This is a genomic window from Pedobacter sp. Leaf216, assembly GCF_001421515.1.
Lineage (GTDB): Bacteria > Bacteroidota > Bacteroidia > Sphingobacteriales > Sphingobacteriaceae > Pedobacter.
In genome coordinates, this window is sequence record NZ_LMKM01000012.1 from 591560 (window position 1) to 617603 (window position 26044).

Genomic DNA, 26044 nt, shown 5'->3' on the forward strand with positions numbered 1-26044 from the left:
CACAGAGATGAACGCAACAGATGAAAAAGTAATTGCAGCAGATTTGATTCCAACCTTGTTTACAGATTGGGGCTTAACAGATTATCAGCAGGCCTGGGATAAACAGGAAGATTTATTGAATAAAACGGTGGCCATTAAAACCGAAAACCGTGTAAACAATACCCAAAAACCTACCCCAAACCACCTTGTATTTTGCGAACACCCTCACGTTTACACACTGGGCAAAAGCGGGCATCCTGAAAATTTATTGCTGGATGAGCAAGGATTAAAAGCTAAACAGGCTACTTATTATAAAATAAACCGTGGTGGTGATATTACCTATCACGGACCAGGGCAGATTGTAGGTTATCCGATTCTTGATCTTGATAATTTCTTTACCGATATTCATTTATATCTCCGCACACTCGAAGAAGCGGTTATTCTTACTTTGCAGGATTATGGTGTATCAGCAGGCCGCTACCCGGGTTATACTGGTGTTTGGTTGGATGCAGACAATGATAAAGCACGAAAAATATGCGCCATGGGCGTTCGTTGCAGTCGTTGGGTAACCATGCACGGTTTCGCTTTTAATGTAAATGTAGATCTGAATTACTTTAAAAATATTGTTCCATGCGGTATTGATGATAAAGCCGTAACTTCTTTAGCGAAAGAATTGGGCTATCAACCGGATATGGAAGAGGTGAAAGGGAAGCTTAAAAACCATATTGCCAATCTTTTTAAAATGAAGCTGATTTAATGGTTAGGCTTATTCTAATAGTTGCATTAGCTATAGCTACGAAAGCTGCTTTTGCCCAGAATGTGAATGAAATAATCACATTCATAAAAGAGCATCCTAAAAAGGCAGCTATTGTACTGGTAGAGAACAACAAAGAAGTACTTAATCTCAGAGGCAGCCAGGTAATGCCCTTAGCGAGTGCGGCCAAAACCCTAATCGCGATTGAGTTTGCTAATCAGGTTGTTTCGAAAAGGATAAATGCAACGCTAAGTATTCCTATAGCCGAACTTAACAAATATTATATTCCTTTAGATGGAGGTGCACATCCAGCCTGGCTGAAATCGTTAAAAAAGAAAAAAGGCGACAGTGTTTCATTGTTACAGGTTGCTCAGGGCATGATTAGGTTCAGTTCGAATGCCAATACCGAATACCTTGAGGATCTATTAGGCCTGGAAAACATAAACAGCAACATTAAAACACTAAAAATCAGCAAACACACCCCCTATTATTATTTTACCGCTGGCGCACTTATGACATGTTTAAAGCCGGAAAATATTAGCGAAAATTTATGGGCTGCTCAACTGCAGGCAATGCCAATGGATGAATACAGGAAACGCTGCGAAAGCAATCACCTTAAATTAAAAACAGATTCGGCGTTCATTAAAACTCTTAAGCCTGGTGACCTTTCGTTTAGGCTCCAAAAAATATGGTCGGATAAGTTAGTCGCGTCAACCACTGCTGATTATGCAAACATTATGCGGAAAATTAACGATAGAAATTATTTCAAGCCCGAAGTTCAGCAAACATTAGATCAGATTATGGAGTGGCCAATGCTAAATCCTAGCAATCAGGCAGCATTTGAACATTTGGGGCAGAAAGGTGGATCAACCGCATCTATTTTAACAGATACCTTTTATGCTACAGATAAAACTGGCTTCAAATTATCGTGCGCATTTTTCTTTAATAACTTAACTGAAAAAGAAAATCAAATGATCCAAAATAACTTTGGAAATTTTGAGGCAGGGATTATTACAGATGCTGCTTTTAGACAAAAACTGATCATTGCGCTGAAATAAAACTAAGCTCAAAGCTATTTCGTAGATTAAACTATGAAAATTTTGCTGAACATCATTTTATTTTCTTTACTAACTTCGGGCTGCACAAAAAAAGAGCCCATGTATACCGAACCTACTAGCAGTACGCCTACAACAACCCCGGCAACAACCGGCGATTACACTTACCTGGCCCTGGGCGATTCGTACACCATTGGAGAAGCGGTTAAGCAGGCAGAATCTTTCCCTTATCAACTGCAAAACCTGCTCAAGGCTAAAGGCAAAAATGTAGCAAACCCTAAAATTATTGCTGTTACCGGCTGGACCACCGACGAGCTGCAATCTGCCATAAAAAGAGAAGCCTTAACCGGAACATATAGTTTTGTAACGCTTTTAATCGGCGTTAACAATCAATACCGTGGCTACCCGATAAACACTTATAAAAAAGAGTTCGCAGAATTGTTACAAACAGCGATAACGTTTGCCGGAGGCGATAAAAGCAAAGTCTTTGTGGTTTCCATACCCGATTGGGGGGTTACTCCCTTTGCTAAAAATTCTGGAAGAAACTCCCAAACCATTTCAAGCGAAATCGATAGTTTTAACGCTGCAAATCAAGAAATAACGCTTGCAGCAGGTGTTAGCTACACCAACATTACGCCAGCATCCAGAAATGCAGCTACCGATATTTCTTTAATTGCCAACGATGGATTGCATCCAAGTGGTAAAATGTATGCCGAATGGGCAAGTGCTTTATTCACAAATGTTGCTAATGTGTTAAAATAATTTAGCCGCTTATTTATTCTGTTTTTAAATTAAAAAATTTACTTTAGTTCAACTATTTAAATTAATCACCTTTAAAAACATTAAAATTATGAATGAGTATGAATCAGGCGGAGTAGCCGCGGGTATTGGCTTAGTTGGGGGTATTTTTTACCTTGCGATAATCGTTTTGTGGATTGTTGGCATGTGGAAAGTATTCGAAAAAGCAGGTAAACCAGGCTGGGCCGCAATTATCCCTATCTACAACTTGATCATTTTGTTAGAAATTGTAGGCAAACCAATGATCTGGATTTTATGGTTAATAATACCTTGTGTTAATATCGTATTTGCAGTTTGGCTTTATAATTTAGTAAGTAAAAGTTTTGGCAAATCAGAAGGCTTTACAGTTGGTTTAGTTATCTTTCCATACATTTTTTGGCCGATCTTGGGTTTTAGCGATGCTAGATATTTAGGTCCATCAGCGGCAGAAGCACAAAACGGCGGTTTTGGAAATAATCCTTTCAACAATCCTTTTAACAAACCAACTGATAATCAGAATACACCTAACGATACCCCTCCACCGGTAGTTTAATTCAGGATGTTTATCATATTTATATTTTGCAGCTTAATCAACTTTGTTGATTGGCTGCAAAATCATTTAATAGCCTGCCCATTTAAAGCTTTAACTGGCATTGATTGTCCGGGTTGTGGCTTCCAAAGATCTTTAATTGCTCTTGTTCAAGGCAATCTATCAAAAAGCTGGTCACTTTACCCACCAACTATACCACTCTTATTGCTGTTTATCTCTACAGTAATACTTTATAAATTCAACATTAAGCAACGCACACTCCTATTCAGGATAATGGTTATCACTGTTGGCAATTTTGTAATGATTAGCTACCTGCACAAAATGTTTTTCAGCTAAACGCTCATATTAGCGGTTAAGTGATTATAATCTTTTAACACCGTTTCTAAAAACTGTAATTCATTCATTCCGGATGGGACGGTTGCCAGAATATGTGCTTTGGTTTTAGCGGCCATGGCATAAATTAAATCGGCATTTCCTGTTTGATAGTAACCTGTTAATACCTCATGTATTAACTCAATATCCCTATCATTTAAATGCAAAACCTCTTTAAACTGCGCGTTGTACTCTTCTGGCAAATTAAAGCTAAAGGCTACATTGGTAAATTCAGTTCTGGGCTTTGTTTTAATTAAAGTGGTTTTGGCCAGTATATCGCCCACTCTCTGGTGGTTTTTGGTTACCGCTACTGAAACCAGTGCAACCACGCCCCAACCAAAAGGGAAACCAAAATCAATCATCCTGAATAGCCACCTAAAAACATACTGACCTAAAGTAGGTTGGGATCCATCTAAACTAATTACTTTTATTTTTAATATTTTTTTTCCTAAAGTCTGGCCTTCCATTGTAATTTCACATACCAGATCGTAGAAAGCAAAAATGGCCAGAAATATAAAAAAAACAACCATTGCAGCACTACCCGACATTGCCATCTGGGCTGCCCCCATCACCACCATGGTAATAACCGCAATAACTAAAAACCCGGCCAAATCTATGCAGCGGGCAGCTATGCGTTCTCCCAGTCCGGCAATTTCGTAATCAATATCAATATTTTGAGCGGTGCTAATTTTGATGCTATCCATATTCAAACATAATTTTTTTTAAAGATAATTGCTGTATATCGATCTTAAATTATTTTCAACTAATGATTTCTTATATTTCCGCCAATTATTGCATCTGCATTAAAAATGTTTCGAGATGAGAAACAATGTAAATTTCATTTCCACAAAAAATTAACTATTTTAACCCAAGATTTGGTAACGCCTTAAATGAGAGAAGCATTATTTGTTAAACAGAATTCGGAGAAGTGGCAAAATTACGATTCCATGCAACAGGCCAATCCTGATGAAGTTGCCAATCAGTTTATAGAAATAACCAACGACCTTGCTTACTCAAAAACATTTTATCCCAATTCTAAAACCACAGCTTATTTAAACGGTTTGGCCTCCAAACTGCATCAATCAGTTTATAAAAACAAAAAAGAGAAATCGAACCGGTTTATTCATTTCTGGAAAACCGAACTCCCTTTAATTTTTTTACAACACCGCAAACAAATATACTACGCGCTGGCATTTTTCCTGATTTCGTGTGCAATTGGTGCTTTATCAGCCAAGTACGATGATACTTTTGTACGCCTGATTATGGGCGATGGTTATGTAAATATGACTAATGAAAATATTGCAAAAGGCGATCCTTTTGGTGTATACAAGCAAGAAAATGAGCTTATGATGTTTTTCCAAATTGGGGTAAACAATATTTATGTTGCCCTATATACATTTGTTCTGGGCATTATTTTTTCATTTGGCTCGATAGTTTCACTGTTCAGAAATGGCATAATGCTCGGCTCTTTTCAATATTTCTTTTTTAGCAGAGGCTTAGGTTTTCAATCGGTACTGGTAATCTGGATCCATGGAACATTAGAAATATCGGCAATCGTTTTGGCAGGAGCCGCAGGATTGATATTGGGCAATAGTTTTTTATTTCCTAAAACCTATACCCGAATGGCATCTGTACTCAAAGGAGCAAAAGATGGTTTAAAAATCGTGATCGGTTTGATCCCTATTTTTATCGTTGCTGCATTTTTCGAAAGCTTTGTTACACGGCATACCGGAATGCCCCTATGGCTAAGCATTTCGATCCTGTTATCATCCGCAGCTTTTATCATTTGGTATGTATTTATCTACCCTATTAAAATTTACAATAAACAACAATCACTAGATTAAAATGGCAGCAATTGAATTTAAGAAAAGAAGAGATTTCGGACAGGTGATTAATGATACTTTTACCTTTATGCGCCAAAATTTTAAGCCATTAATCAAAGTGTATTTTACATTTTGTGGCTTATTTGTTCTGGCAAGTATGCTAACCATGTTGTTGCAACAATATAAAATGGTAAACATCATCAATACTTTCGGTAGTGGAACGGGTACAAGCGGATTAGCTTTTGGGCGTTTATACGGAATAGAATATTTCTTATCTATCTTATTTTCTTTGGCCACTTATGCAAGTATGAGTGTAGCCATACTCTCTTATATTGCTATTTATGTGCAAAAAGGCAATCAAACGCCTACCATAGATGAGGTTTGGGGATATTTTAAATACTATTTCTTCCGAATTTTTGGCAGCTCTCTTCTATTGATCATCATGTTGTGTGTTGCTTTTATGTTCTGCCTGATACCCGGCTTTTGGCTATTTCCTTTCATTGCGATGATGTTTCCTATTATGGTAATTGAAAACGGCTCTTTAAGTTATTCATTTAGCAGAAGCTTCAAAATTATTAAGGATAATTTCTGGATTACTTTTGGTACACTGATCGTGGTATGGATTATTGTTTATGCCTGCATGAGTATGGTTATTTTGCCTACCAGTTTGTTTAATATGATCGGGATGTTTACACATAAAACACCCCACATGTCGCTAACCCTTACCATGATTACCACTGTGCTACAATCGCTGTGTCAGGTATTTACCATTATACCCATCATCACCATTTCGCTGGCTTATTTTAGTTTGGTAGAACAGAAAGAAAGTACCGGATTGATGGAGCGGATTGCAAATTTCGGCAATACAGAAAAACCAATAGATACCCGACCTGAAGAATATTAAAATGCAACGTGCTGTAATCCGATATTTTCTTGTTTTTCTGTTGTTTTTTATTCCGGTAATCAGCAATGCGCAAGCTATTAAGCCGAAAGCAAAATCTTTGATCGTCGAGGTAGACAGCACCAAAATTACGCCATCAAAATTTGATAAAGATGCCATTAGTGATTACAAGGCGCAAAAAGAATTTCAGTACGACGAGATAGGACAGCAACAATTGTCGCTTTGGGATAAATTTTGGATGTGGTTTTGGCGTTTGATAGGTGATTTGTTTCAAGGTGCATCATCAAACCCATTTTCTCGGTATATTTTTATCGGATTGGGCGTTGCATTAATTTTATACATTGTAATTAAGATTATTGGTGCCGAGAATATTTTCAGGAAGAAATCAAAAGCAACCATACTGCCTTACGATGTGATTACAGAAAATATTCATGAAATTGATTACGAACAGGAATTGCAAAGGTTGGTTTCCGAAAGAAAATTCCGTTTGGCCGTTAGGCTTTTGTATCTCCGTGCGTTAAAACAACTCAGCGATGCCGAAATAATTCAGTGGCAGCCAGATAAAACGAATTACAATTACCTGATGGAGATTAGCAAACCGGAACTTAGAAACGATTTCAGCAGACTTACCCTGCAGTTCGATTACATCTGGTATGGCGATTTCCCTATTGATGAAGTAAAATTCGAGCCTATAAATCAATCGTTTAACCAGTTTAACAGGCAGATTAAATGAAAGGATACAAAATATACCTGGTTATTGGTGCTTTCCTCATCATTGCTTACCTGGTTGCGCAGTATAATAAGCCTACGCCCACTAATTGGGCCCCAACTTATGCTACAAAAGATAAAATTCCTTACGGAACTTTTATTTTGTACAATAGAATTAAAGATATTTTACCCGCAGCAGATGTTCAGCTATCAAAAATTGCCATTTACAATACCTTAAAAGGAAAAAAACTGAATAAAACAGCCTATTTAATTGTTGCTCAAAAGGCAGAGATCAGCAAAACCGATTTCGGCCAGATGGTTAAATACATGCAGGCCGGAAACGATGTATTTATTGCCAGTTACGATTTAGGTAATTTGGAAAAAGACCTTAAGATACAAACTTCTACCTCGATGACGGCTGAAGGTAATAACCTGAATTTCACTAATCCAAATTTAAAAACCGAAGCCAACTATGGCTTTGAACGAGGCATAGGCAGTCAGTATTTTAGCAAGTTAGATAGCAGCAAAACCACCATACTTGGTGTAAACGGAAAAGGCAGACCTAACTTTATCCGTTACAGTTACGGCAAAGGCAATCTTTACCTGATTGCAGAACCTGGATTTTACACCAATTTTAACCTGTTAAATAAATACGGTGCAGAATATGCCGCAAAAACTTTAAGTTATCTACATGGCAGCAAGCAGGTTATTTTCGACGAATATTTTTCTGTCCAAAAAAATACCACAACCGATATGCTTAGGGTATTTTTTAAACATCCCGAACTTGAGTTTGCCTATTACCTGGCCATTTTTAGCCTGATTCTTTTTGTGCTCTACGAGAGCAAACGCAGGCAAAGAATTATTCCGATAGCAGATCCTTTTATCAATTCTTCGCTGGCATTTGTTAATGTAGTGGGAAGTGTATATTACCACGAACGGAATAACCTGGATATTGGCTTAAAGAAAATAAATTATTTTATGGAGTATTTAAGAACAAGGTACTACTTAAAAACCAATGAGATCGACAGCAACTTTGCGCAGTTGTTAATGGAAAAAACAGGCATTAATGAGGCCCTGGCTAAAACATTGACCAAACATTTTATTCAAACGCCAAAAATGAGCGAATTGAGCGATACACAATTGATTAATTTAAACGAAAGCATAGAACAGTTTTATAAAAATACGCAAAGCAATGGAACAAGAACAGTTTAACCCACGTACCGATTTAAGCGCACTCAATGCGGCGGTGAATCAGATAAGAAACGTACTTGGAAATATTATTGTAGGCCAAAAACAGGTTATCGACTTCCTAATTGTTGGTTTGCTTGCCGATGGACATATTTTAATTGAGGGTGTACCCGGTGTGGCAAAAACGTTAAGTGCCAAATTGCTCGCAAAATCGATTGATGCACAGTTTTCGAGGGTTCAGTTTACGCCTGATTTAATGCCATCAGATGTTTTGGGCACACCCATTTTTAATACTAAAACAGGAGATTTCGAATTTAGAAAAGGTCCGATTTTTGGCAATATTATTTTGGTTGATGAGATTAACCGTGCACCTGCAAAAACGCAATCGGCCTTATTCGAGGTGATGGAAGAACGTCAGGTTACTATTGATGGCCAAACCTATATCATGGATGAGCCGTTTATGGTATTGGCCACACAAAACCCAATAGAACAGGAAGGGACTTATCGTTTGCCGGAGGCACAATTGGATAGGTTTTTATTTAAAATAGAAGTAAAATATCCTTCATTAGAGGAAGAAACGGCCATTCTGATGGCTCAGCACACTTTGGTAAATAAAACACTTTTAAGTGAAGTAAAACCAGTATTATCTGTTCAGCAAATACAGGAAGCCAGGGCCATTATCCGTAATTTATTTGTGGAGCCTAAACTTTTAGAGTTTATTGCAAAAATTGTAAACGAAACCCGTAATAATTCATCGCTTTATTTAGGTGCATCGCCAAGAGCATCATTAGCAATTGTACATAGTGCTAAAGCTTTTGCAGCCATCCAAGACAGAGATTTTGTTACACCTGAAGATATTATTGCTGTTGCAGGCCCGGTGCTTGCCCACAGGATATTGTTATCACCAGAGAAAGAAATGGAAGGATTAACCACAACCGATATTGTTAACCAGATTATTAAAAAAATTGAAGTACCAAGATAGTTTTGAATACCAGAGCTTGAAACCTTAAGTAATATTTAGCCGCAGCAATTATCCAGTTAAAACAATTAGCCGATTAAACAACATTGAAAAAATTCTTTCAGCAATATTATAGCAATCTGTTCCTAACCAACCGGTTATTTATGGCCTTGGGGTTTTGCATTGTGCTTTTTCTGCTGAAATTCTTTTTTGCCTGGCTAGGCGATATTCCTGAAATTGCAACAGGAACAGTAATTATTTTGTTTTTTACCGATATTTTTATTCTTTACCGAAATATCGAAGGTATAGAAGCAAAAAGATTCACCTCAAAACGTTTAAGCAACGGCGACGAAAACCCGGTACAGATTGAGATTAAAAATCATTATGGATTTGGCATAAAAGCAAGAGTAATTGATGAGGTACCTTTCCAGTTTCAGTTACGCGATAAAGATTTTAAACTTCATTTAAAACCTGCAGAAATCAAGTCAATTCATTATAATTTGCGTCCAACCAAACGTGGGGAGTATGATTTTGGATTTATCAGAACTTATATTGGTTCACCCCTGGGTTTAATTAATCGCCGCTATAATTTTGATGGTTCAAAAATTCTACCTGTATTCCCATCCTTTATCAACCTTGGGCAATACGAATTGATGGCTGTTTCACGCTATTTAACTGAATTTGGCATAAAAAAAATCAGGAAAATTGGCCAGAGCAGCGAGTTCGATCAGATTAAAAATTACGTCGGAGGTGATGATATACGCACCATAAACTGGAAAGCTACTGCCAGAAAAGGCGGTTTAATGGTAAATACTTATACAGACGAGAAATCGCAGAATATTTATTGCGTTATTGATAAATCGCGTGTAATGCGCATGCCTTTTGAAGGGTTAAGTTTGCTTGATTATGCCATAAATGCTACTGTAGCACTTTCAAAAGTGGCAATGCTTAAAGAAGATAAGGCCGGTTTAATTACAATAGCTGAAAATATCGGATCGGTTGTTCCTGCAGACCGTAAGGCATCACAGCTGGGCACTATTATGAATGTGCTTTATAAAGAAAAAACACGGTATCTGGAGAGTAACCTCGAAGCCTTATATTCAGCCGTGCGCTCGGTAGTAAAACAACGCGGGCTCCTGGTTTTCTTTACCAATTTTGAAAGCTTATCGGCACTACAAAGGCAATTGCCCTACCTGAAAAGGATTGCCAGATACCATTTGTTAGTGGTTGTCTTTTTCGAAAATACTGAACTGAAAGAATTAAGCACTGAACCTGCAAAAAATGTGGAAGGTATTTATCACAAAACAATTGCAGAGAAATTTATCTACGAGAAAAAGTTAATGGTTAAAGAGCTTAACAAAAATGGCATTCTCGCTATTCTTACGCCTCCACAAAAATTAACGGTTAATGTAATTAATCAGTATCTGGCCTTAAAGGCACAACAGCGGATTTAGTTTGGCGCTTGGAGTAATGAGTTTGGATGCGATGATCCACTGAAACATGCTTAAACCTTGCATTTCATTTTGTCTGTAGGCACACGAACTGAGGGTACGGGGGCGATGCCATACTGAACCATGCCAGGCAACTCCAAACCCCAAACTCATAACCCCAAACTCAAAAACCCTCTATTCCTCTTCCCTAAAATACACTTTATAAAAGTTCATCGATTTATCATCATCGTAACCTTTTTCGATCATATCTTTATTGCCATGTATGTAAATGTGGAAGTTTTTATCCAGCTTTAACACGCTTTTATAGGCACGCGCCTGTTTTTTAACGGCAGATTCTGCAATTTCAAAATTATCAGCAATCGGACTTTCAAATTCCTGCTCGTAATTTTTCTTGTAGTTTTTAAACGACTCGATCCCCTCCGCATTACCAATTACCTCATTACCGAACTCTTCAATATCGAAGGTTTCTTTTTCCTTAAAATACTTCATCGAGCGGTTCAGCAGGTCAATTTTATCTGCTTTGCTGATTTCGTAATCATCATCCAGCTTCTGTGTGACGAAGTTTTTATAAACGCCTAAAACATTATTGGTTTGGTTATAGCTATCGTTTCTGATCTTCAGCTTTAAAAATTCATCTTTCCAGTAAACAGCAGAATCGTTGCTGCTTTTCGATTGATCCAGTACCACAACTTTATAACCTTCTTCTCTATCTACATTAAAAATCAAACAGCCTTTATCCAGTTTGTTAATGCTAATCGCTTCCTGTTCGTAGCTAACGTTAAAGCCATCCTGCTCCGGAAAAACTTTTAAATAAGTATCCTTCGTTTCAGATTTAAAAACGCCTACAACATCCAGTTGCTCTCCTTCTATCTGCACTTTTTCGAAATAAGCAACATACAACTCTCCTGATTTAATTTTCGGATGGTTGGCTACATCATAAAGATGTTTAGCCAATTGCTGTGAATCTTCATGAAAAAGTTCGTTGTTCTCAAAAATTTCGTGAACAAAATGGAACACTTCATTAAGTTCTAAATTATCGTTAGGATGGTAAAAACGGTAAACTTCATTTACCTTTTCGAAAGGCTTTAAGAAATACTGCATCAATAGGTTACCTAACACTTCATCATCAATTTTTAGAGGAGCATCAGATAATTTATAATATTCTTCAAGCAGTTTGTTGCCTGTATGGTGGATGGAAAGTTGCTTGAGTGAAGCCTCGAAAAATGAAATCATGGGGACAAAAATAACAAAATCATTGATTAACCCTTCCGTCATTCAATCTATTGCATTCTCTAGCTAATTGGATGGTTTTTACAAGAATATTCAAATTATGATTTAAACGACCTATTAATTGCCGTTTTTTAATTTATTAAGGAAATCAACAAACTTTTTATCTGCATAATTAGCCACACCTTCATGTTTAAAAGATAATCTTCCTTGTTTATCAAAAATAACGGTTGTGGGCAAAGATCCGGCGAATAGCTTTTCAGGAATATTACTTTCTACTTTAAAAACACGCATGGCATATTTCCGCTCGGTCATAAACCCGGTTGATTTTACAAGGTCGCCATCTGCGTCGGCAAAAATAAAAACAACATCCCTATCATCTTTAAACTGATTATACAATTTGCTGATTGATGGCATTTCAGCCCTGCATGGCGGGCACCAGGTTGCCCAGAAATTAATAAAAATTACTTTTCCTTTTAAATCACCGAGATCTACAATTTTACCTTTTGCATCTTTAAACTGAATGCCGTTAAGATTTGTAAAGTTTTCTTTCGGTACATCAACAGCAGGTTTATAAAAACCTACTTCTATTAATCCTTTAATGAAAAAGGCTTTTGCATCAGGCACAAAAACAATTACCAAAAGGGTAATGATAAACAAAGCATTTAAAATGTTCTTTCTAACAAACCTCATTATTAGTCAATTTTATTTGATGCAAACCATAAAGCGAACATATTACTATTGGTTAAATTCCTTTTAAACTTTTAATAAAACCGTCAGTCATAACATCATAAATACAATGTTACTTTGTAAATATATATAATTGCTTAGGATTTACTACTTTTGGACTGTTGAAAAAGCACAAGCAAAACATTAAGAAATACCTGTCGGCATTTATGCTGATCGTATTTGCTATTGCCTTAACTCCGTGGAGTGTGCTTCATCATCATCCGGCAGCACCAATTGTTCCGAAAGAAGCGCATTGTAAACATGTTAGTCATGTGCAGTCGCACGGCGATACCTGTTTAATCTGTAATGCCAGCTTTGAGAAAAATTATGTGCAAACCCATCACATTTACAGGATTTTCTTATCGGCAAAAATTTTCAGCCGTACTGAGCCTACATTGAAAAATGCCTTTACCGAAATTAAGCGTACTTGCTTACGCGGCCCCCCTTTAGCTTAATTTTTCTTGTAGCGCATTCGCGCTGAACCAATTATTTATAAGAAAAACTGAAACAAGCTTTATTCAAGCTATTGTTTTGGCTTTCCATCATTTTTATTTACACACAAAACATGAAAAAATTACAGCTTATTGGCTTGGTAATTCTATATACATTATTGAGCAGCACCGTTTTTGCTGCAGTACTGAAAGATATAAAAGGTAAGGTTATTGATGCCAGTACCAAACAAACACTGCCTGGTGCAACCATTTTTATACCCGATTTAAAAGTTACAGCCGTTACCAATAATGATGGCGAGTTTGTCATTAATAACCTTCCAACCAAAGGAAGTTATTTAGTAGAAGTGCATTATGTTGGTTATAAAACCGCAACCAAAGTAGTAAATTTGGCCGATGCGGGTGGATTGGAGTTTGCGCTGCAACCTACCGCAATTGAAACGAAGGAAATTGTAATTACCGGAAGTTTAATCAGCAGTACAAGTAAACGAAATAGCGCTTCTTCGGCAGTTATCGGTAAAGATCAGTTGCTTCAGCCTTCTACCAACTTAATCGATGCCCTGACCAAAATTCCTGGTGTATCACAAATTACCACCGGCCCATCCATTTCCAAACCCGTAATCAGGGGATTAGGTTACAACAGAATTGTAACTTTGGATGACGGAATTAAACAACAGGGACAGCAGTGGGGTGATGAACATGGTATTGAAATCGATCAGTTTAAATCAGACCGTGTGGAGGTTTTACGTGGCGCAGCTTCATTAATGTATGGTTCTGACGCACTTGGCGGTGTAATTAATTTACTGGAGCCAAGTTCTGCGCCCGAAGGACAGATAAAAGGTGAATTTATAACCAATTACTCAACCAACAATGGCTTAAGCGCCAACTCTTTAATGTTGAATGGTAATGAAAACGGTTTTGTTTGGAGAGCACGCGGAACCTATAAAAATGCCTATTCTTTTAAAACACCAACAGGGTATTTTCCTAACTCTGGTTTTAATGAAACCGACTTAAGTGGTATGGTAGGCTTAAATAAAAGTTGGGGATACACACATTTAAACGTTTCAAGCTTCCGCAACAATATTGGTTTTTATGAGCCAACGCTTGATGACAATGGAAATTTTGTTAAAGAAGATGGCAGCCCATTTACCAATGACGACAATAAAAGCCGCACTTTAGCATATCCGCGTCAGGATATCCGCCACTACAAAATTGCTTTAAACAACAATTTCATAATAGGAAATGGCAACTTGAAAGCCGATTTTGGATATCAGCAAAACCAACGCCGGGAGTTGGATGGTCCAGATCCAGCTTTATTTTTTGACCTAAAAACCTACAATGCAGATTTAAAATACTATATCCACGAAACCAATGGATGGCAACCAGTATTTGGCCTAAGTGTAGACGATGCCCATAGCCAAAACAAAGGAACAGAATTTTTAATTCCGGCGTATGATACGTTTGGATTGGGTGTTTTCGCCTTTGCAAAGAAAAACTGGGATAACAACACTTTCAGCATCGGTGCACGTTACGATTTTAGAAAAAACAACGGAAAACAACTATTCGATGATGGAGAAGAACTTTTTGCACCATTTAAAAATAAATTTTCCAATGTGAGTGGCGCACTGGGTTTTACGCACCAATTTAATGATGAACTTAACTTTAAGGCTAACGCTGGTAGTGCGTTTCGTGCCCCGAATCCTGCTGAGTTAGGATCTAACGGTGTGCATGAAGGTACTTTTAGATACGAAATTGGTAATTCGGCCTTAAGTCCTGAACGCAGTTACCAAATAGATGCAGCATTAGAATATGAAGGGAAAATTGTTAGTGCAAGTGCCAGCATTTATAATAATTACATCCACAACTACATTTATGCATCAAATAATGGCGAACAGCGCGAGGTTGACGGTACACTTTTCGATGTTTACCGCTACGGACAGGTAAATGCAAATCTTTACGGTGCTGAAGCAAGTTTAACCATTCACCCGGTTCCATTTATCCATTTCGAAAATACATTTGGATATGTACACGCTCAAAACAATACTTTAAACAGGCCCCTTTCATTTATTCCTGCCGGAACATTGAGAAATGAGTTACGTTTTGAACCTAAACTTAAAGGAACAAATGATGCTTACCTATCGGTTGGTATTAACTCTGCATTTAAGCAAACCCGTGTTGATGATGTTTTTGAAACCCCCACAAGTGGTTATACATTGTTAAATGCTGGCATTGGTGCTACATTTAATTTAGGCAAGCAACCTGTAAAATTATCGGTATCAGCCAACAACTTGTTAAATCAGAAATATTATGATGCTTTAAGCAGGTTTAAACCAGGCCGTTTTGACCAGGAAAACCCAAATTTAGGAGTTTATAACACTGGAAGAAATATCACATTCGGACTTTATGTTCCTTTTACCCTGGTAAAATAATTTAAACCAGCAAAATCTTCAATAACAAAAGCGCGACTGGTCGATAAGATTAGTCGCGCTTTTTTTTGTTTCCCTTAAATTATGTAAAATCACAAAACAAACATATCTAAGCAATTGACTGTTAGTAGAGTAGATAAAACCAATCGTTAACCAATAAAACCTACTATGAAAACATCTTTTAAAACCTTTGCATTAGGCCTACTGATACTATTTTGTTTAATATCCTGTTCTAAAAATAGTGACGAAATGGATCCTGAAAACCCAACTTTCACAGGGCCAAATCCAAGTCCGGCAAATTTAAGTGTGAGGGTAATTTATATCGTTCCATCAGATCGATCACTAAATAAAGCATATACAGATGCTGCCGGAAACTGCATTACTCAATTAACACCATGGTATAAAAATACATTGGGCAGCAACAAAACTTTTCATATAAATGGCAATATGCTGGTAGAAACGATGCAGAGTTCGCATCCTGCCGCATGGTTTAATGCACAAAATGGTAATACAGGTGATGCACAATTTTATTTCTATTCTAATGCAAAAAATGATGCTAAAGCTTTACTTGGAAGCAGTTATGATGAAACAAAATACATTTATTTAACCTATGTAGATGCAGCAGGAACAACTGGTGCAGGCGCAGCAGGTTTTACGGCCATGCCAGAAAATGACCTTAAAGGATTAACCGGACAAATGACCGAAGCTGTTCCGAGATGGATTGGTGGTGCCGGCCACGAATTGGGGCATGCTTTCGGGATGCCGCATCCAGCAAATGAAAATCCTCAGGCCTTAATGTGGACGGGTTATACGATTTATCCAAACTGTATTTTACAGGATAACGATAAAGCGATTTTAAATGCCAGTAAATTTTTCTATTAAGGAACCACAGCAATAAGTAGCTTATCTCGAAAAATGTTCACATTGTGAAGTAGAAAGCAATCTTAAAACTCTTGCTATAAGCTCAAGTTTTAAGATTGCTTCTTCAAAAAGGATTGGGGTTAGTAGACATTGAAATCAATTCAGGGTTATTTCTTAGCCGTTTCCCGCCTAGCCCTCACGTATTGATTTGGCCATTCCGTATCATCGCCAAGTACTTGTGCGGCATGAGTAGGGAAATAGGCATCACGCAACGATTCGCGGGCTATAAAAATGAGATCTGCCTTGCCTTGTTCCAAAATTTCTTCAGCCTGGTTGGCTTCTACAATAATGCCAACGGCACCCGTGTAAATGCCAATTTCATTCCTGATTTTATCGGCAAAAGGAACCTGATAATTAGGCCCCGCCGGAATGAAAGCATCAGGTACGTTTCCGCCGGAAGAGGTATCAATTAAATCCACCCCACGATCTTTCAATACTGCAACCAACTGCAATGAATCATTTTCATTCCAGCCGCCTTCTGTCCAATCTGTTGCCGAAATACGCACAAATAACGGCAAATTTTCTGGCCAAACCGATTGTACTGCTTCAACTACATCAATTACCAAACGGATGCGGTTTTCGAAACTACCACCATATATATCAGTACGTTTATTGCTGAGTGGACTAAAAAATTCGTGCAGTAAATAACCATGTGCAGCATGTATTTCTACTACTTTATAACCAGCATCTAAAGCACGTTTTGCCGCAGCCCTGAAAGCAAATACAATATCCTGAATTTCTGAAATCGTTAATTCATGCGGCTCTACCTGGCCTTGTTTGAAAGGGATAGGTGATGGACCAACAGGTTTCCAGCTATTTTCGCCTGAGGCAATCTGCTCTCCGCCATTCCATGGCACTTCGCAACTTGCTTTTCTACCTGCATGTGCCAGTTGAATGCCTGCAATTGCTCCATTGTTGTGAATAAAAGAAACAATCTGTTTCAATTTATCTACATGCTCATCTTTCCAGATGCCTAAATCAGCATAAGTAATTCTTCCATCTTCGGTAACTGCAGAAGCTTCCTGGATAATTAATCCGGCACCACCAACAGCCCGGCTGCCTAAATGCACCAAATGCCAATCGTTTGCAAAGCCATCTATTGAAGAATACTGGCACATTGGAGAAATAACTAATCTATTTTTTAAGGTTACATCCTTTATAGTAAAAGGAGAAAATAATTTCGACATATCTTTTTAATATTTTAACCACGAAGGGCAGAGAGAAATAAACAGAGGATTAAAAATCAGCATGCGCCAGTTCAGTATCAATAAATTGAATTTCTTCAGCATTTAATTTTACGTTTATGGCCTCAGCATTCTGAATGGCTTGTTTTTCATTTCTCGCACCCACCAAAGCAATGGTAATGCCTGGTTGTTCAACCGTCCAACGTAAAACCAGCTGAGATAGGGTTGCATTTTTTTCATCGGCCAATGGCTTAATTTTAGCCAAAAAAGCATTTGTTTTTTCAATGCTTTCTGGTGAGAAGAATTTATTGCCCTGGCGGTGATCGCCTTCTTCAAATTTATAATCTGCCGTCATTTTTCCGGTTAACAAACCCCGTTCCATCGGACTGTAAGCTAAAACTGATTTATTATTTTCGATGCAATAAGGAACAATCTCATCCTCTACACCACGGTTTACCATACTAAATGGAATCTGGTTTGATACAAGTGTTAACGTTTGATCTGCTTCTTTTAATTGTGCTACATCGTAATTGCACACTCCTGCATAACGTACTTTACCCTGCTCAATTAATCTGCTTACCGCTTCAAAAGTTTCATTAATAGGTGTTGTAACATCTGGCCAGTGAATTTGATACAGATCGATGTAATCAGTACCTAAACGCTTTAAGGATTGTTCGCATTCATAAATTACACTCTCTTTACCGGCATATTTATAGATATCGATTTCTTTTCCGTCATTGTTTTTACTTTTAAAGCCGAAATCGCCTTTGGCCAAATCCCACCGCATCCCAAATTTAGTTACCAGTTGCAATTTATCGCGTGAGATGCCTTTTATTGCCTCCCCTACAATCTCTTCACTTTCTCCTTGGCCGTAAATTGGTGCAGTATCAATTGAGGTAACGCCTAAATCGTATCCGGCTTTAATTGCGTTTATGGCATCATTTCTATCCGTACTCCCCCACATCCAACCACCAGCAGCCCATGCACCAAAAGTAATTACCGAGAGTTCTAAATCTGAATTTCCTATTTTTCTGTATTCCATCATTATTTTTTTATGATTTTATCAACCGCATAACTGTTATGCGGTAAGTAAGCCAACAACACCGATAAAAATGCAACATGCAAAAGTTGAGATGGCAATGCTTCCCAGTTTTCAATCAGGGTGGTGCCAAAAATAAGTGCCAAAGTAACTGCCCCAGCTAAAAGCAATCCCTGCCTTGTAAATAAGCCAACAATAATAAGTATCCCGGCCATAAATTCTGCAACAGGCAAAACATAGCTAAAGGGAATTACCAGGGCTTCAGGCAGAATTGATTTAGAAAATTGCCCAACCATCCAGCTGCTGAAACCGGCAAGTTTAGGCAAACGCACCAAGCCATGCCCAAAAAAACTTATGCCTATTGCCAAACGGCCAAGCAAGTATGCCCATTTTGTATCCATTGTTTATCGATCTCTTACAAACATACAATCTACCAGTTAAGGATGTTTTATTGCACCATTATTTAATGGATATTTTACCTTCCAATGGCGGAGGAGATGGCGAAGAGCGCCAAGCGTGTAGCGTTTAGGGTTAACGTATAAATGAAAAACGCCAGCCGCTCTCCACCCAACGTGAAACTTTTTTCGGCAAAAATTTGGAGATAACCGAACAACATCATACATTAGTGTATTATTTAACTAATACAGTAGATATGATCAACATTAACAATCTTAATTTTGGCTACAGCAAGCATAAGCCATTATTTAAAAATATGAGCATGCGGTTAAGCAACGGCCATATTTATGGCTTGCTTGGTAAAAATGGTGCAGGTAAATCTACCTTGCTAAAAAACCTGGCTGGTTTGGTTTATGCGCAAAGTGGCAGTTTGGAGGTAATGGGTTTTAATCCTGCTAAACGGCAACCGGCACTTTTGGAGCAAATCTGTTTTATTCCTGAAGAGTTTTATCTACCATCCGTGAAAATTGATGCTTACTTAAAAGCTAATGCTCCTTTTTACAAAAACTTCGATCATGCTTATTTCGCTAACCTGATAAAAGAATTCGACATTCCGGTTGAACAGAAACTTATTAATATGAGTTATGGACAAAAGAAAAAGGTAATAATTGCTTTCGGACTGGCTACACAAGCAAAACTGGTTATTATGGATGAACCCACAAACGGTTTGGATATTCCATCTAAGGCGCAGTTTAGAAAAATTATGGCTTCGGCCATGACAGATGAACGTTGCATTATCATTTCAACACACCAGGTGAGGGATCTGGATAACCTAATCGACACGGTGATTATGCTTGATGATAATGACATTGCCCTCAAAGCTACTGTAGAAGAAATTACGGCAAAGTTAACTTTCAAAAAAGTGAAGGAAATTGATGATAGTATTATATACGCCGAACCTTCGCTCTCTGGTTATAACGCCGTAATGCCAAACTACCACCAGGAGGAAAGCAAGCTGGATATGGAACTTTTATTTAATGCCATACTTGCAGAAAAAATCAAATTTAAACCTTTATTCAGTTAAGCGATGAACAACACATTTAATATCAATCGATTTGGCTTATTGCTTAGAAGACAATGGCTTGATTTTGGCAAAATTTATTTGATCAGTTTTGGTGTATTAATCGGGATTTTAGCCTTCATTTATGCCATAAGTTTAACTGATGAAAGACTAAAATATATTTCTTTTAACACATTGAACTTCAGGTATCCACTGTTTTTGATTACAGGCTTGCTTTTCGTAAGCATCATAGCAAACAGTTATTTTATGCAATTAGGTCAAAAATCAAAAGCAATAATTAACATTTTGACACCTGCATCCACCATTGAAAAATTTTTATGTGGTATCTTTTACACTGTAATAGTTGCATTACCAAGCTACCTGTTGTGCTTCTACTTAACCGATCTTATTTTTGTTTCTTCTATTAGGGCAACTCATACACTAGTAACAAGTTATAATGATTACAATGGAAAAAAAGTTGTTATAGATAACCTTGCATATTTCTTTTCTACACCTACGGTTAAGCAGTTTCTTCAATTTTATTATGTGCCCTTTTTAATCAACGCAGTTTTTTTACTTGGATCTATTTTTTTCCAAAGCTTCCATTACATTAAAACGGCAATATCGGTAATGGCATTTGGGGTAATTTGGGTTACGCTGACAATTTTTATCATAAAAAAATTAACAGATAACACCGTTTGGGTGGGAAGCCATTATTGGCAGGATGAACAAAATATTTATTTCTTAATAAGTTTAATGAGCATATTAATAACACTGGTATTCTGGTTTATCTCATTTATACGATTAAAAGAAAAGGAGGCCTAAATGGAGTTTAATAATAACAAGGCCATTTACTTACAGATAGCGGAGTATGTTTGCGAACAAATATTGTTGGGTAAATGGAAAGCTGACGAAAAAATTCCATCGGTAAGGGAAATGGCAATAGAAATGGAAGTTAATCCGAATACAGTAATGCGTACCTACGAATTGCTTCAAAGTAAAAATATTCTCAATAACAAAAGGGGAATTGGTTTTTTCCTGGCTGATAATACAATCGATCAGGTAAAACAATATCGTAAAACAACTTTTATAGACGATGAATTGCCCAATCTGTTCAGGAATATTTATCTGCTGGAAATTGATTTCGACGAGCTGAAATCCCGCTACCAAACTTTTGTATCACAAAACTTTAACGCCTAAAAAATGAAAACAAGCAATAAACTTTTAATAGGGTTAGCACTTACCCTACTTATTGTTCCTTTAACAGTAATGATTTTGATTGCCAAAGCGAACCGCATCGACGACAAAACGTATAATAAAATGCTAATGGGAGCCGAAAATATTAATAGTGATTTAGATCGGTTCATTAAAAAATATCCGGTCAAGGCATTTCATAACGTAGTGATTAACGGTTCGGAATCATCATTTCTAAACATAAAAATTATTGCCAGTGATAAGTTCTTGTTTAAGGCAACCAAAGGTATTGCACCAGATATTGATTATAAAATAGATAATGATGGGAAATTGCATATCTCTTTAAAAGAAAGAAGCAAATATCAATATGGAACATTGTTGATTTTCTCGCCAAACCTGAATAGTATCACTTTTAATAATGTATCGATTGATGAGTTATCAGCGAATCAGGAAAGTTTAAATGTGGAAATTGTAAAAGGCATAAACTTCAGATTTGGAGCAGGTTTGAAAATTAAAGACCTGAACCTTTTAAAGCAAACCCTTGATAAACAACAAAATGTAATAATACCAAACATAATGATTGAAGATGCGGAGATCAATAATTTGAAAGTGAATATTAATACCGGACACCTAACTGTAAATAATACTACAATAGGGAATTTAAATCTAAACTTAAAAAATGCAAATGCAGAATTTCAAAATGAGGAAAACAAAAATGTAGCCCCAATAGATTCGCTTATATTAAATAGTATGGGTAAAAATGAAGTTAATTTTCAGCACATCAAGATTAAAAACGCTAAGGGTATGCTCTCTGACGAAACAACGATCCAAATACCTATGGTTAATTTAAAGCAAATAATTAAATAGTGATTTTGCCTGAATGGATAAATAACATTTAAAAATTAACCTAATTATTGTAAAAAAGGGCATGATTTTTAAGCTAACTAATTGGCAAAAGTTTAACTTGGGTCAATTAGCTTTTTTAGTTTTAATATCATTACCCCCATTATGAAGAGATACTTTTTTTTATTTGCCCTATGCCTGTTCGTTTTTAGCCAAGTACACGCACAAAAAACAGATACTTTATCTATTACTTTGGATAATGTTAAATATCCTTACCCTGTTAAATATTTCCCGATCAATACTGAGGGGCAGGATGTAAAAATGGCTTATATGGATGTTGCGCCAACGGCCAATGCAAATGGAAAAACAGCCATCCTGTTTCATGGAAAAAATTTTGGGGGATATTATTGGACAAACGTAATTAAAGCTTTAACCAATGTAGGCTACCGCGTTATTGTACCCGATCAAATTGGCTTTGGTAAATCATCTAAAGCATATATTCATTACAGTTTCCACCAAATGGCCGCCTGGAACAAAAAATTGCTGGACACCCTTGGCATTCGAAAAACAGTAGTTTTAGGCCATAGCATGGGCGGGATGCTGGCCACGCGTTTTGCTTTAATGTACCCCGAAACAACAGAAAAACTGCTGCTCGAAAACCCAATCGGACTGGAGGATTACAAAACATTTATTCCTTACATTACAACAGCACAACAATACCAAACCGAACTTAAAACCACTGCAGAGAGTGTTCGGAAATATTATCAGGGATCTTACTTTACCTATTGGAAACCTGAATACGAATACCTGGTAAATATTGCAGGCGGCGTAACCAATAGCGCCGACTATCCACGATGGGCAAAAGTTGCGGCACTAACTTACACCATGATTTATGAGCAGCCAGTTGTATATGAATTTCAGAATTTAAAAGTACCTACCGTTTTATTTATCGGTAAAGAAGATAAAACCATCGTTGGAAAAGGGTTGCTTACACCCGATCAACAAGCATTGCATGGGCAATACCGACTTTTAGGAAAGCAAACGGCAGCCAAAATTATTGGAGCTAAAATTATAGAGTTTGATGCCTGCGGACACATCCCGCATATTGAAATCCCGACAGAATTTTTGGTGGCTTTAACGGGAAGCTTGTAACTTCATAAAAAGACCTCGCAGGTTTTTAAACGGCAAACTCCGGATTAACCTGCGAGGCCTCGGTCTAAATAAATTAATTAATCTCTTTCCCTACAATCTTATTAATGCCCTGCATTTCGAAATCAATATCTTTACCCATTGATTTCATTTTGCCGTAGAGCTCAACCCTTAGGTGGCTGTTAAGCACAATACCAGTTTTAATATTAAGGAGCGTTTCTCCAGAGTTGGTTCCACTTAAATCAGTTTCCGTTTTATTGCCCATCATTTCAAAAATTCCTTTAGATACCAATGTTCCCTTCACGCTCAATGTGGCAATATCATCTTTCACTTCTTTTAAAGTATACTGCGTAATGGTCTCAATTGGCATGCTCATTTGCATTTTGGTATCAACCGTCCAACTGTCGCCAATTTTAACAGCTCTTTCCGGATAAATTTTAAATGACGACTCCATCGTCTGTTTTACAATATCCATACTAAACTGCTTATTTAAAGCCGCTTTAATCTGCTCAACCTTATTGCTATCTGTACTCATTTTTTTCGCCATATTGTTAAGCATACGATCAATTCCGGCTACTGATTTAATACTTCCATTAGGTGTAACAATCATATAAAATGTTGCCCCCTTTAAACCTCCAAATGGATTTTTCATGGTACTGTCCTGGTCATCCGAATTGTAGGTCAACGTATTCCCCATACCAACAGATTTCATAAAAATCCTGTTATACGTTACCTTAACATCCTTTTCACCACTATGGCCTTCAGTTATGTCAAAAGTATAATCTGTACCAATATTTTGAGTTAAATGTATTTCCTGTGCATCAATTTTCTGGTTAATGATCTGATCAGAAGTAATAGAAAAATCGTATTTATAACCAGTCGGATAATTTTGCTTCAATACATAAGTCTTTTGCGCAAAGGCACTGATTGAGATCAGCCCACAAATAATTGTTGTTACTATTTTCATTTGATAATTATCATTTTACCCTGCAGGCTGTTGCGCAAAAATGCGGCTTAACTGAAAATAAAGTTCGGGATGTTTATCTCTTAACTGTTCAGGTTTTTCAAAGAAATATTCTGAAACCACAGCAAAAAATTCTGCCTCATTGGTGATGGCATAAGGATTAATATCCGATTTGTTATCTTCGATTTTTTGCATCTCCTCATGCATCATTTTAACCCAAGGCAAAGTATATTCGTGGGCAATTAAATTTTCAGGTACGCCATCCGTTGCACCATCCGATTTATCTAAAAGATGTACAAATTCATGTATTGCTGTATTTTCTTTTCCGGCACTTTTAGAAAAACCATGGCGAAGTGCAGAACGCGATAAAATCATCTGCCCGTTCATGTAACCCGTTCCCACCATGCCCATAATATTTCTTTCTCCACCTTCTTCAAACTGAAAATCTTTGTTAAAAGTATCCGGATACAATAAAACGCTTGTTAAGTTTTTGTATTGCCAGTCGTCGAAGCCAAAAATCGGAATCACCGCACTGGAGGCAATCAATAATTCATCTAAGGTGGTCATTTCCAACCCTACTGCTTCAATTTTAACGGTACTAAAAAATGAAGCTACTTTTTGTTCAAACCGAAGTTTATCCGTCGAATCGAGATTGTGGTAATAGCCCACATAATCATCCAATATTTTCTTGTCCACATCTGTTAATGGATCAACAACAACCTTTTTCTTTTTAAGGATGAGGTAAAGGGCAATCAGAAAAATCGGGATCAGGTAGGCAAATGGAAGGGAATTCATAAAAGGGATTACACGGGTTTATAGTAATTACACAGATTTAACAGATGGCACAATAGTGCCTAGCTTTCGATAATTTCTAATTGGGTTAAAACATTTTCGCGGGTAACCGGATAGGGTTTATTGTTAATTATCGCCTGATAAATGGCTTCGAACAGCGGCAGATAACTTCCTACCTCCGATTGGATAATTTCCGCTGTCTTATTTCCATCGGCATCAATGGTGGTTAACGAACACTCTTTACCATCGGCCTCAATTCCGTAACCCTCGTCGCTAAGTTTCATACCCGCCAACAATTGTTCTTCCTGGCTATCGGCTCTTTGCTTAATAAAACTACCATTAACACCGTGCAGCACAAAAGCAGCCTGAGGATCTACCACCAACATGCTCGAGGTAACAAAAACCTGTACACTATCCGGATAACTCAACTGGATGGAAAAATAATCATCAACCAGGGTTCCTACCCTATTTTTACCTAAAATTTTATGGAAACTTAGCGGCTTGCCAAATAAACTGATGACCTGATCCAATAGATGCGGACCTAAATCGTATAAAAGTCCGCTTGCCTCAACCGGATTTTCTTTAAAAGCTTTCGGTCCGATTACATTACGGTAACGATCGTAGCGTAAATGCATTTCATTGAGTTTACCAAGTTTACCGCTTTCTAAAACTTTTTTAACCGAGGTAAAATCGCTGTCCCAGCGGCGGTTTTGATAAAAGAAAATCTGTTTGCCAATACTATCGGCCAATTCAAAAAGTTCTTTGGCCTGTGCCACTGTAGCGGTAAAAGGCTTTTCTACTAAAATGTGTTTATGCTTGGCTAAAGCCGCTTTGGAATGCTCGTAATGTAAATTATTCGGGGTATTAATTACCACTAATTCTATTTCCTCATCATTTAAAAGTTCATCAACACTATTATAACTTGTAATATTTGGGTAATCATTTACCGCATTTTTCTGGCTTCGCTCTACAATCGCTTTTAAATTAAAACCGCTGTGTGCCTGTAAAAATGGTGCATGAAAAACCTTACCCGACATGCCGTAAGCTAATAAACCTGCATTAATTGTTTTATTGATATTCGTATCCATAGATTATAAATGTAACTAAAAATACATTTATCATTCAAGCTTTAATGTTAAAACCGTAAAGCTTTTA

Annotated in this window: 28 protein-coding genes; 19 read left to right on the plus strand and 9 right to left on the minus strand. The window is 37.2% G+C overall.

All coding sequences use genetic code 11. The features are described 5' to 3' along the window. Nucleotides 1–7 precede the first annotated feature (7 nt). The 5 genes from lipB (at nt 8) to ASE74_RS12415 (ending at nt 3451) form a co-directional block, all read left to right on the plus strand. Nucleotides 8–736, plus strand: coding sequence for a lipoyl(octanoyl) transferase LipB (lipB, locus tag ASE74_RS12395; RefSeq protein WP_055909276.1), 729 nt, complete (start codon nt 8–10; stop codon nt 734–736). Next, the gene (locus ASE74_RS12400) at nt 736–1791 is read left to right on the plus strand and encodes a serine hydrolase (protein WP_055909279.1); all 1056 of its coding nucleotides are present in this window, start codon (nt 736–738) and stop codon (nt 1789–1791) included. The genes lipB and ASE74_RS12400 overlap by 1 nt, the downstream gene beginning before the upstream one ends. A gap of 33 nt (nt 1792–1824) precedes the next feature. Further along, entirely contained in the window at nt 1825–2550 is a 726-nt protein-coding gene (locus tag ASE74_RS12405; protein ID WP_055909283.1) for an SGNH/GDSL hydrolase family protein, read from the plus strand. An 88-nt stretch (nt 2551–2638) separates the two neighbouring features. Further along, nucleotides 2639–3118, plus strand: a complete 480-nt coding sequence (locus ASE74_RS12410) for a DUF5684 domain-containing protein (RefSeq protein ID WP_055909285.1) — start codon at nt 2639–2641, stop codon at nt 3116–3118. A gap of 6 nt (nt 3119–3124) precedes the next feature. Further along, on the plus strand, nt 3125–3451 hold the full coding sequence (locus ASE74_RS12415; RefSeq protein WP_055909288.1) for a DUF2752 domain-containing protein: 327 nt from the start codon (nt 3125–3127) through the stop codon (nt 3449–3451). Here the strand turns inward: ASE74_RS12415 and ASE74_RS12420 are convergent. After that, nucleotides 3448–4191, minus strand: coding sequence for an RDD family protein (locus tag ASE74_RS12420; protein ID WP_055909290.1), 744 nt, complete (start codon nt 4189–4191; stop codon nt 3448–3450). The genes ASE74_RS12415 and ASE74_RS12420 overlap by 4 nt on opposite strands. A gap of 186 nt (nt 4192–4377) precedes the next feature. Here ASE74_RS12420 and ASE74_RS12425 point away from each other — a divergent pair, with 186 nt between their 5' ends. The 6 genes from ASE74_RS12425 (at nt 4378) to ASE74_RS12450 (ending at nt 10519) form a co-directional block, all read left to right on the plus strand. Continuing rightward, nucleotides 4378–5331, plus strand: a complete 954-nt coding sequence (locus ASE74_RS12425) for a stage II sporulation protein M (RefSeq protein ID WP_055909294.1) — start codon at nt 4378–4380, stop codon at nt 5329–5331. 1 nt (nt 5332) lies between these two features. Continuing rightward, a complete protein-coding gene (locus ASE74_RS12430) occupies nt 5333–6214 on the plus strand; it encodes a hypothetical protein (protein ID WP_055909297.1) in 882 nt (293 codons plus the stop codon). A gap of 1 nt (nt 6215) precedes the next feature. Then, entirely contained in the window at nt 6216–6944 is a 729-nt protein-coding gene (locus tag ASE74_RS12435) for a DUF4129 domain-containing protein (RefSeq protein WP_055909300.1), read from the plus strand. Beyond that, nucleotides 6941–8131, plus strand: coding sequence for a DUF4350 domain-containing protein (locus ASE74_RS12440; RefSeq protein WP_055909304.1), 1191 nt, complete (start codon nt 6941–6943; stop codon nt 8129–8131). The genes ASE74_RS12435 and ASE74_RS12440 overlap by 4 nt, the downstream gene beginning before the upstream one ends. Beyond that, on the plus strand, nt 8112–9089 hold the full coding sequence (locus tag ASE74_RS12445) for a MoxR family ATPase (RefSeq protein ID WP_055909306.1): 978 nt from the start codon (nt 8112–8114) through the stop codon (nt 9087–9089). The genes ASE74_RS12440 and ASE74_RS12445 overlap by 20 nt, the downstream gene beginning before the upstream one ends. Nucleotides 9090–9172: 83 nt before the next feature. After that, nucleotides 9173–10519: a DUF58 domain-containing protein gene (locus ASE74_RS12450; RefSeq protein ID WP_055909309.1), complete on the plus strand. Its 1347-nt coding sequence runs from the start codon at nt 9173–9175 to the stop codon at nt 10517–10519. A gap of 171 nt (nt 10520–10690) precedes the next feature. Here ASE74_RS12450 and ASE74_RS12455 read toward each other — a convergent pair whose 3' ends face one another. Further along, nucleotides 10691–11749, minus strand: a complete 1059-nt coding sequence (locus tag ASE74_RS12455; protein ID WP_055909543.1) for a nucleoid-associated protein — start codon at nt 11747–11749, stop codon at nt 10691–10693. Between the two features lie 114 nt (nt 11750–11863). After that, nucleotides 11864–12436 carry a TlpA disulfide reductase family protein gene (locus ASE74_RS12460; protein ID WP_055909311.1) on the minus strand — a complete coding sequence of 191 codons (573 nt, stop codon included), beginning with the start codon at nt 12434–12436 and terminating at the stop codon, nt 11864–11866. A gap of 158 nt (nt 12437–12594) precedes the next feature. Between ASE74_RS12460 and ASE74_RS12465 the strand changes: the two genes are divergently transcribed. From ASE74_RS12465 to ASE74_RS12475, 3 genes are all read left to right on the plus strand, one after another. Next, entirely contained in the window at nt 12595–12927 is a 333-nt protein-coding gene (locus ASE74_RS12465; RefSeq protein ID WP_055909314.1) for a hypothetical protein, read from the plus strand. Between the two features lie 110 nt (nt 12928–13037). Continuing rightward, nucleotides 13038–15350, plus strand: coding sequence for a TonB-dependent receptor (locus tag ASE74_RS12470; protein WP_055909316.1), 2313 nt, complete (start codon nt 13038–13040; stop codon nt 15348–15350). 165 nt (nt 15351–15515) lie between these two features. Beyond that, nucleotides 15516–16229, plus strand: a complete 714-nt coding sequence (locus ASE74_RS12475; RefSeq protein WP_157255411.1) for a hypothetical protein — start codon at nt 15516–15518, stop codon at nt 16227–16229. Nucleotides 16230–16375: 146 nt separating this feature from the next. Here ASE74_RS12475 and ASE74_RS12480 read toward each other — a convergent pair whose 3' ends face one another. From ASE74_RS12480 to ASE74_RS12490, 3 genes are read right to left on the minus strand one after another with little or no spacing between them, the layout of a single operon-like run. Next, nucleotides 16376–17455, minus strand: a complete 1080-nt coding sequence (locus ASE74_RS12480) for an NADH:flavin oxidoreductase/NADH oxidase (protein ID WP_055909323.1) — start codon at nt 17453–17455, stop codon at nt 16376–16378. 49 nt (nt 17456–17504) lie between these two features. Continuing rightward, nucleotides 17505–18497: an aldo/keto reductase gene (locus ASE74_RS12485; RefSeq protein WP_369800163.1), complete on the minus strand. Its 993-nt coding sequence runs from the start codon at nt 18495–18497 to the stop codon at nt 17505–17507. Further along, nucleotides 18497–18892, minus strand: a complete 396-nt coding sequence (locus ASE74_RS12490; RefSeq protein ID WP_055909326.1) for a DoxX family protein — start codon at nt 18890–18892, stop codon at nt 18497–18499. The genes ASE74_RS12485 and ASE74_RS12490 overlap by 1 nt, the downstream gene beginning before the upstream one ends. A 251-nt stretch (nt 18893–19143) precedes the next feature. Between ASE74_RS12490 and ASE74_RS12495 the strand changes: the two genes are divergently transcribed. From ASE74_RS12495 to ASE74_RS12515, 5 genes are all read left to right on the plus strand, one after another. Further along, nucleotides 19144–19971 carry an ATP-binding cassette domain-containing protein gene (locus tag ASE74_RS12495; RefSeq protein ID WP_055909328.1) on the plus strand — a complete coding sequence of 276 codons (828 nt, stop codon included), beginning with the start codon at nt 19144–19146 and terminating at the stop codon, nt 19969–19971. A gap of 3 nt (nt 19972–19974) precedes the next feature. Then, complete coding sequence (locus ASE74_RS12500) at nt 19975–20772, plus strand: hypothetical protein (RefSeq protein WP_055909330.1); 798 nt, start codon at nt 19975–19977, stop codon at nt 20770–20772. Beyond that, on the plus strand, nt 20773–21147 hold the full coding sequence (locus ASE74_RS12505) for a GntR family transcriptional regulator (RefSeq protein ID WP_055909332.1): 375 nt from the start codon (nt 20773–20775) through the stop codon (nt 21145–21147). Between the two features lie 3 nt (nt 21148–21150). Next, complete coding sequence (locus ASE74_RS12510; protein ID WP_055909335.1) at nt 21151–22008, plus strand: DUF4097 family beta strand repeat-containing protein; 858 nt, start codon at nt 21151–21153, stop codon at nt 22006–22008. Between the two features lie 141 nt (nt 22009–22149). Then, nucleotides 22150–23136, plus strand: coding sequence for an alpha/beta fold hydrolase (locus ASE74_RS12515; RefSeq protein WP_055909339.1), 987 nt, complete (start codon nt 22150–22152; stop codon nt 23134–23136). A 73-nt stretch (nt 23137–23209) separates the two neighbouring features. On the opposite strand, the gene ASE74_RS12520 is transcribed toward ASE74_RS12515, so the two are convergent. From ASE74_RS12520 to ASE74_RS12530, 3 genes are read right to left on the minus strand one after another with little or no spacing between them, the layout of a single operon-like run. Continuing rightward, nucleotides 23210–24100 (minus strand): DUF6263 family protein, encoded by an 891-nt coding sequence (locus ASE74_RS12520; protein ID WP_055909343.1) that lies wholly within the window; start codon nt 24098–24100, stop codon nt 23210–23212. A 15-nt stretch (nt 24101–24115) separates the two neighbouring features. Beyond that, on the minus strand, nt 24116–24892 hold the full coding sequence (locus ASE74_RS12525; protein WP_055909345.1) for a zinc-dependent peptidase: 777 nt from the start codon (nt 24890–24892) through the stop codon (nt 24116–24118). Nucleotides 24893–24951: 59 nt separating this feature from the next. Beyond that, nucleotides 24952–25977, minus strand: a complete 1026-nt coding sequence (locus ASE74_RS12530) for a Gfo/Idh/MocA family oxidoreductase (RefSeq protein WP_055909356.1) — start codon at nt 25975–25977, stop codon at nt 24952–24954. Nucleotides 25978–26044: the final 67 nt, after the last annotated feature.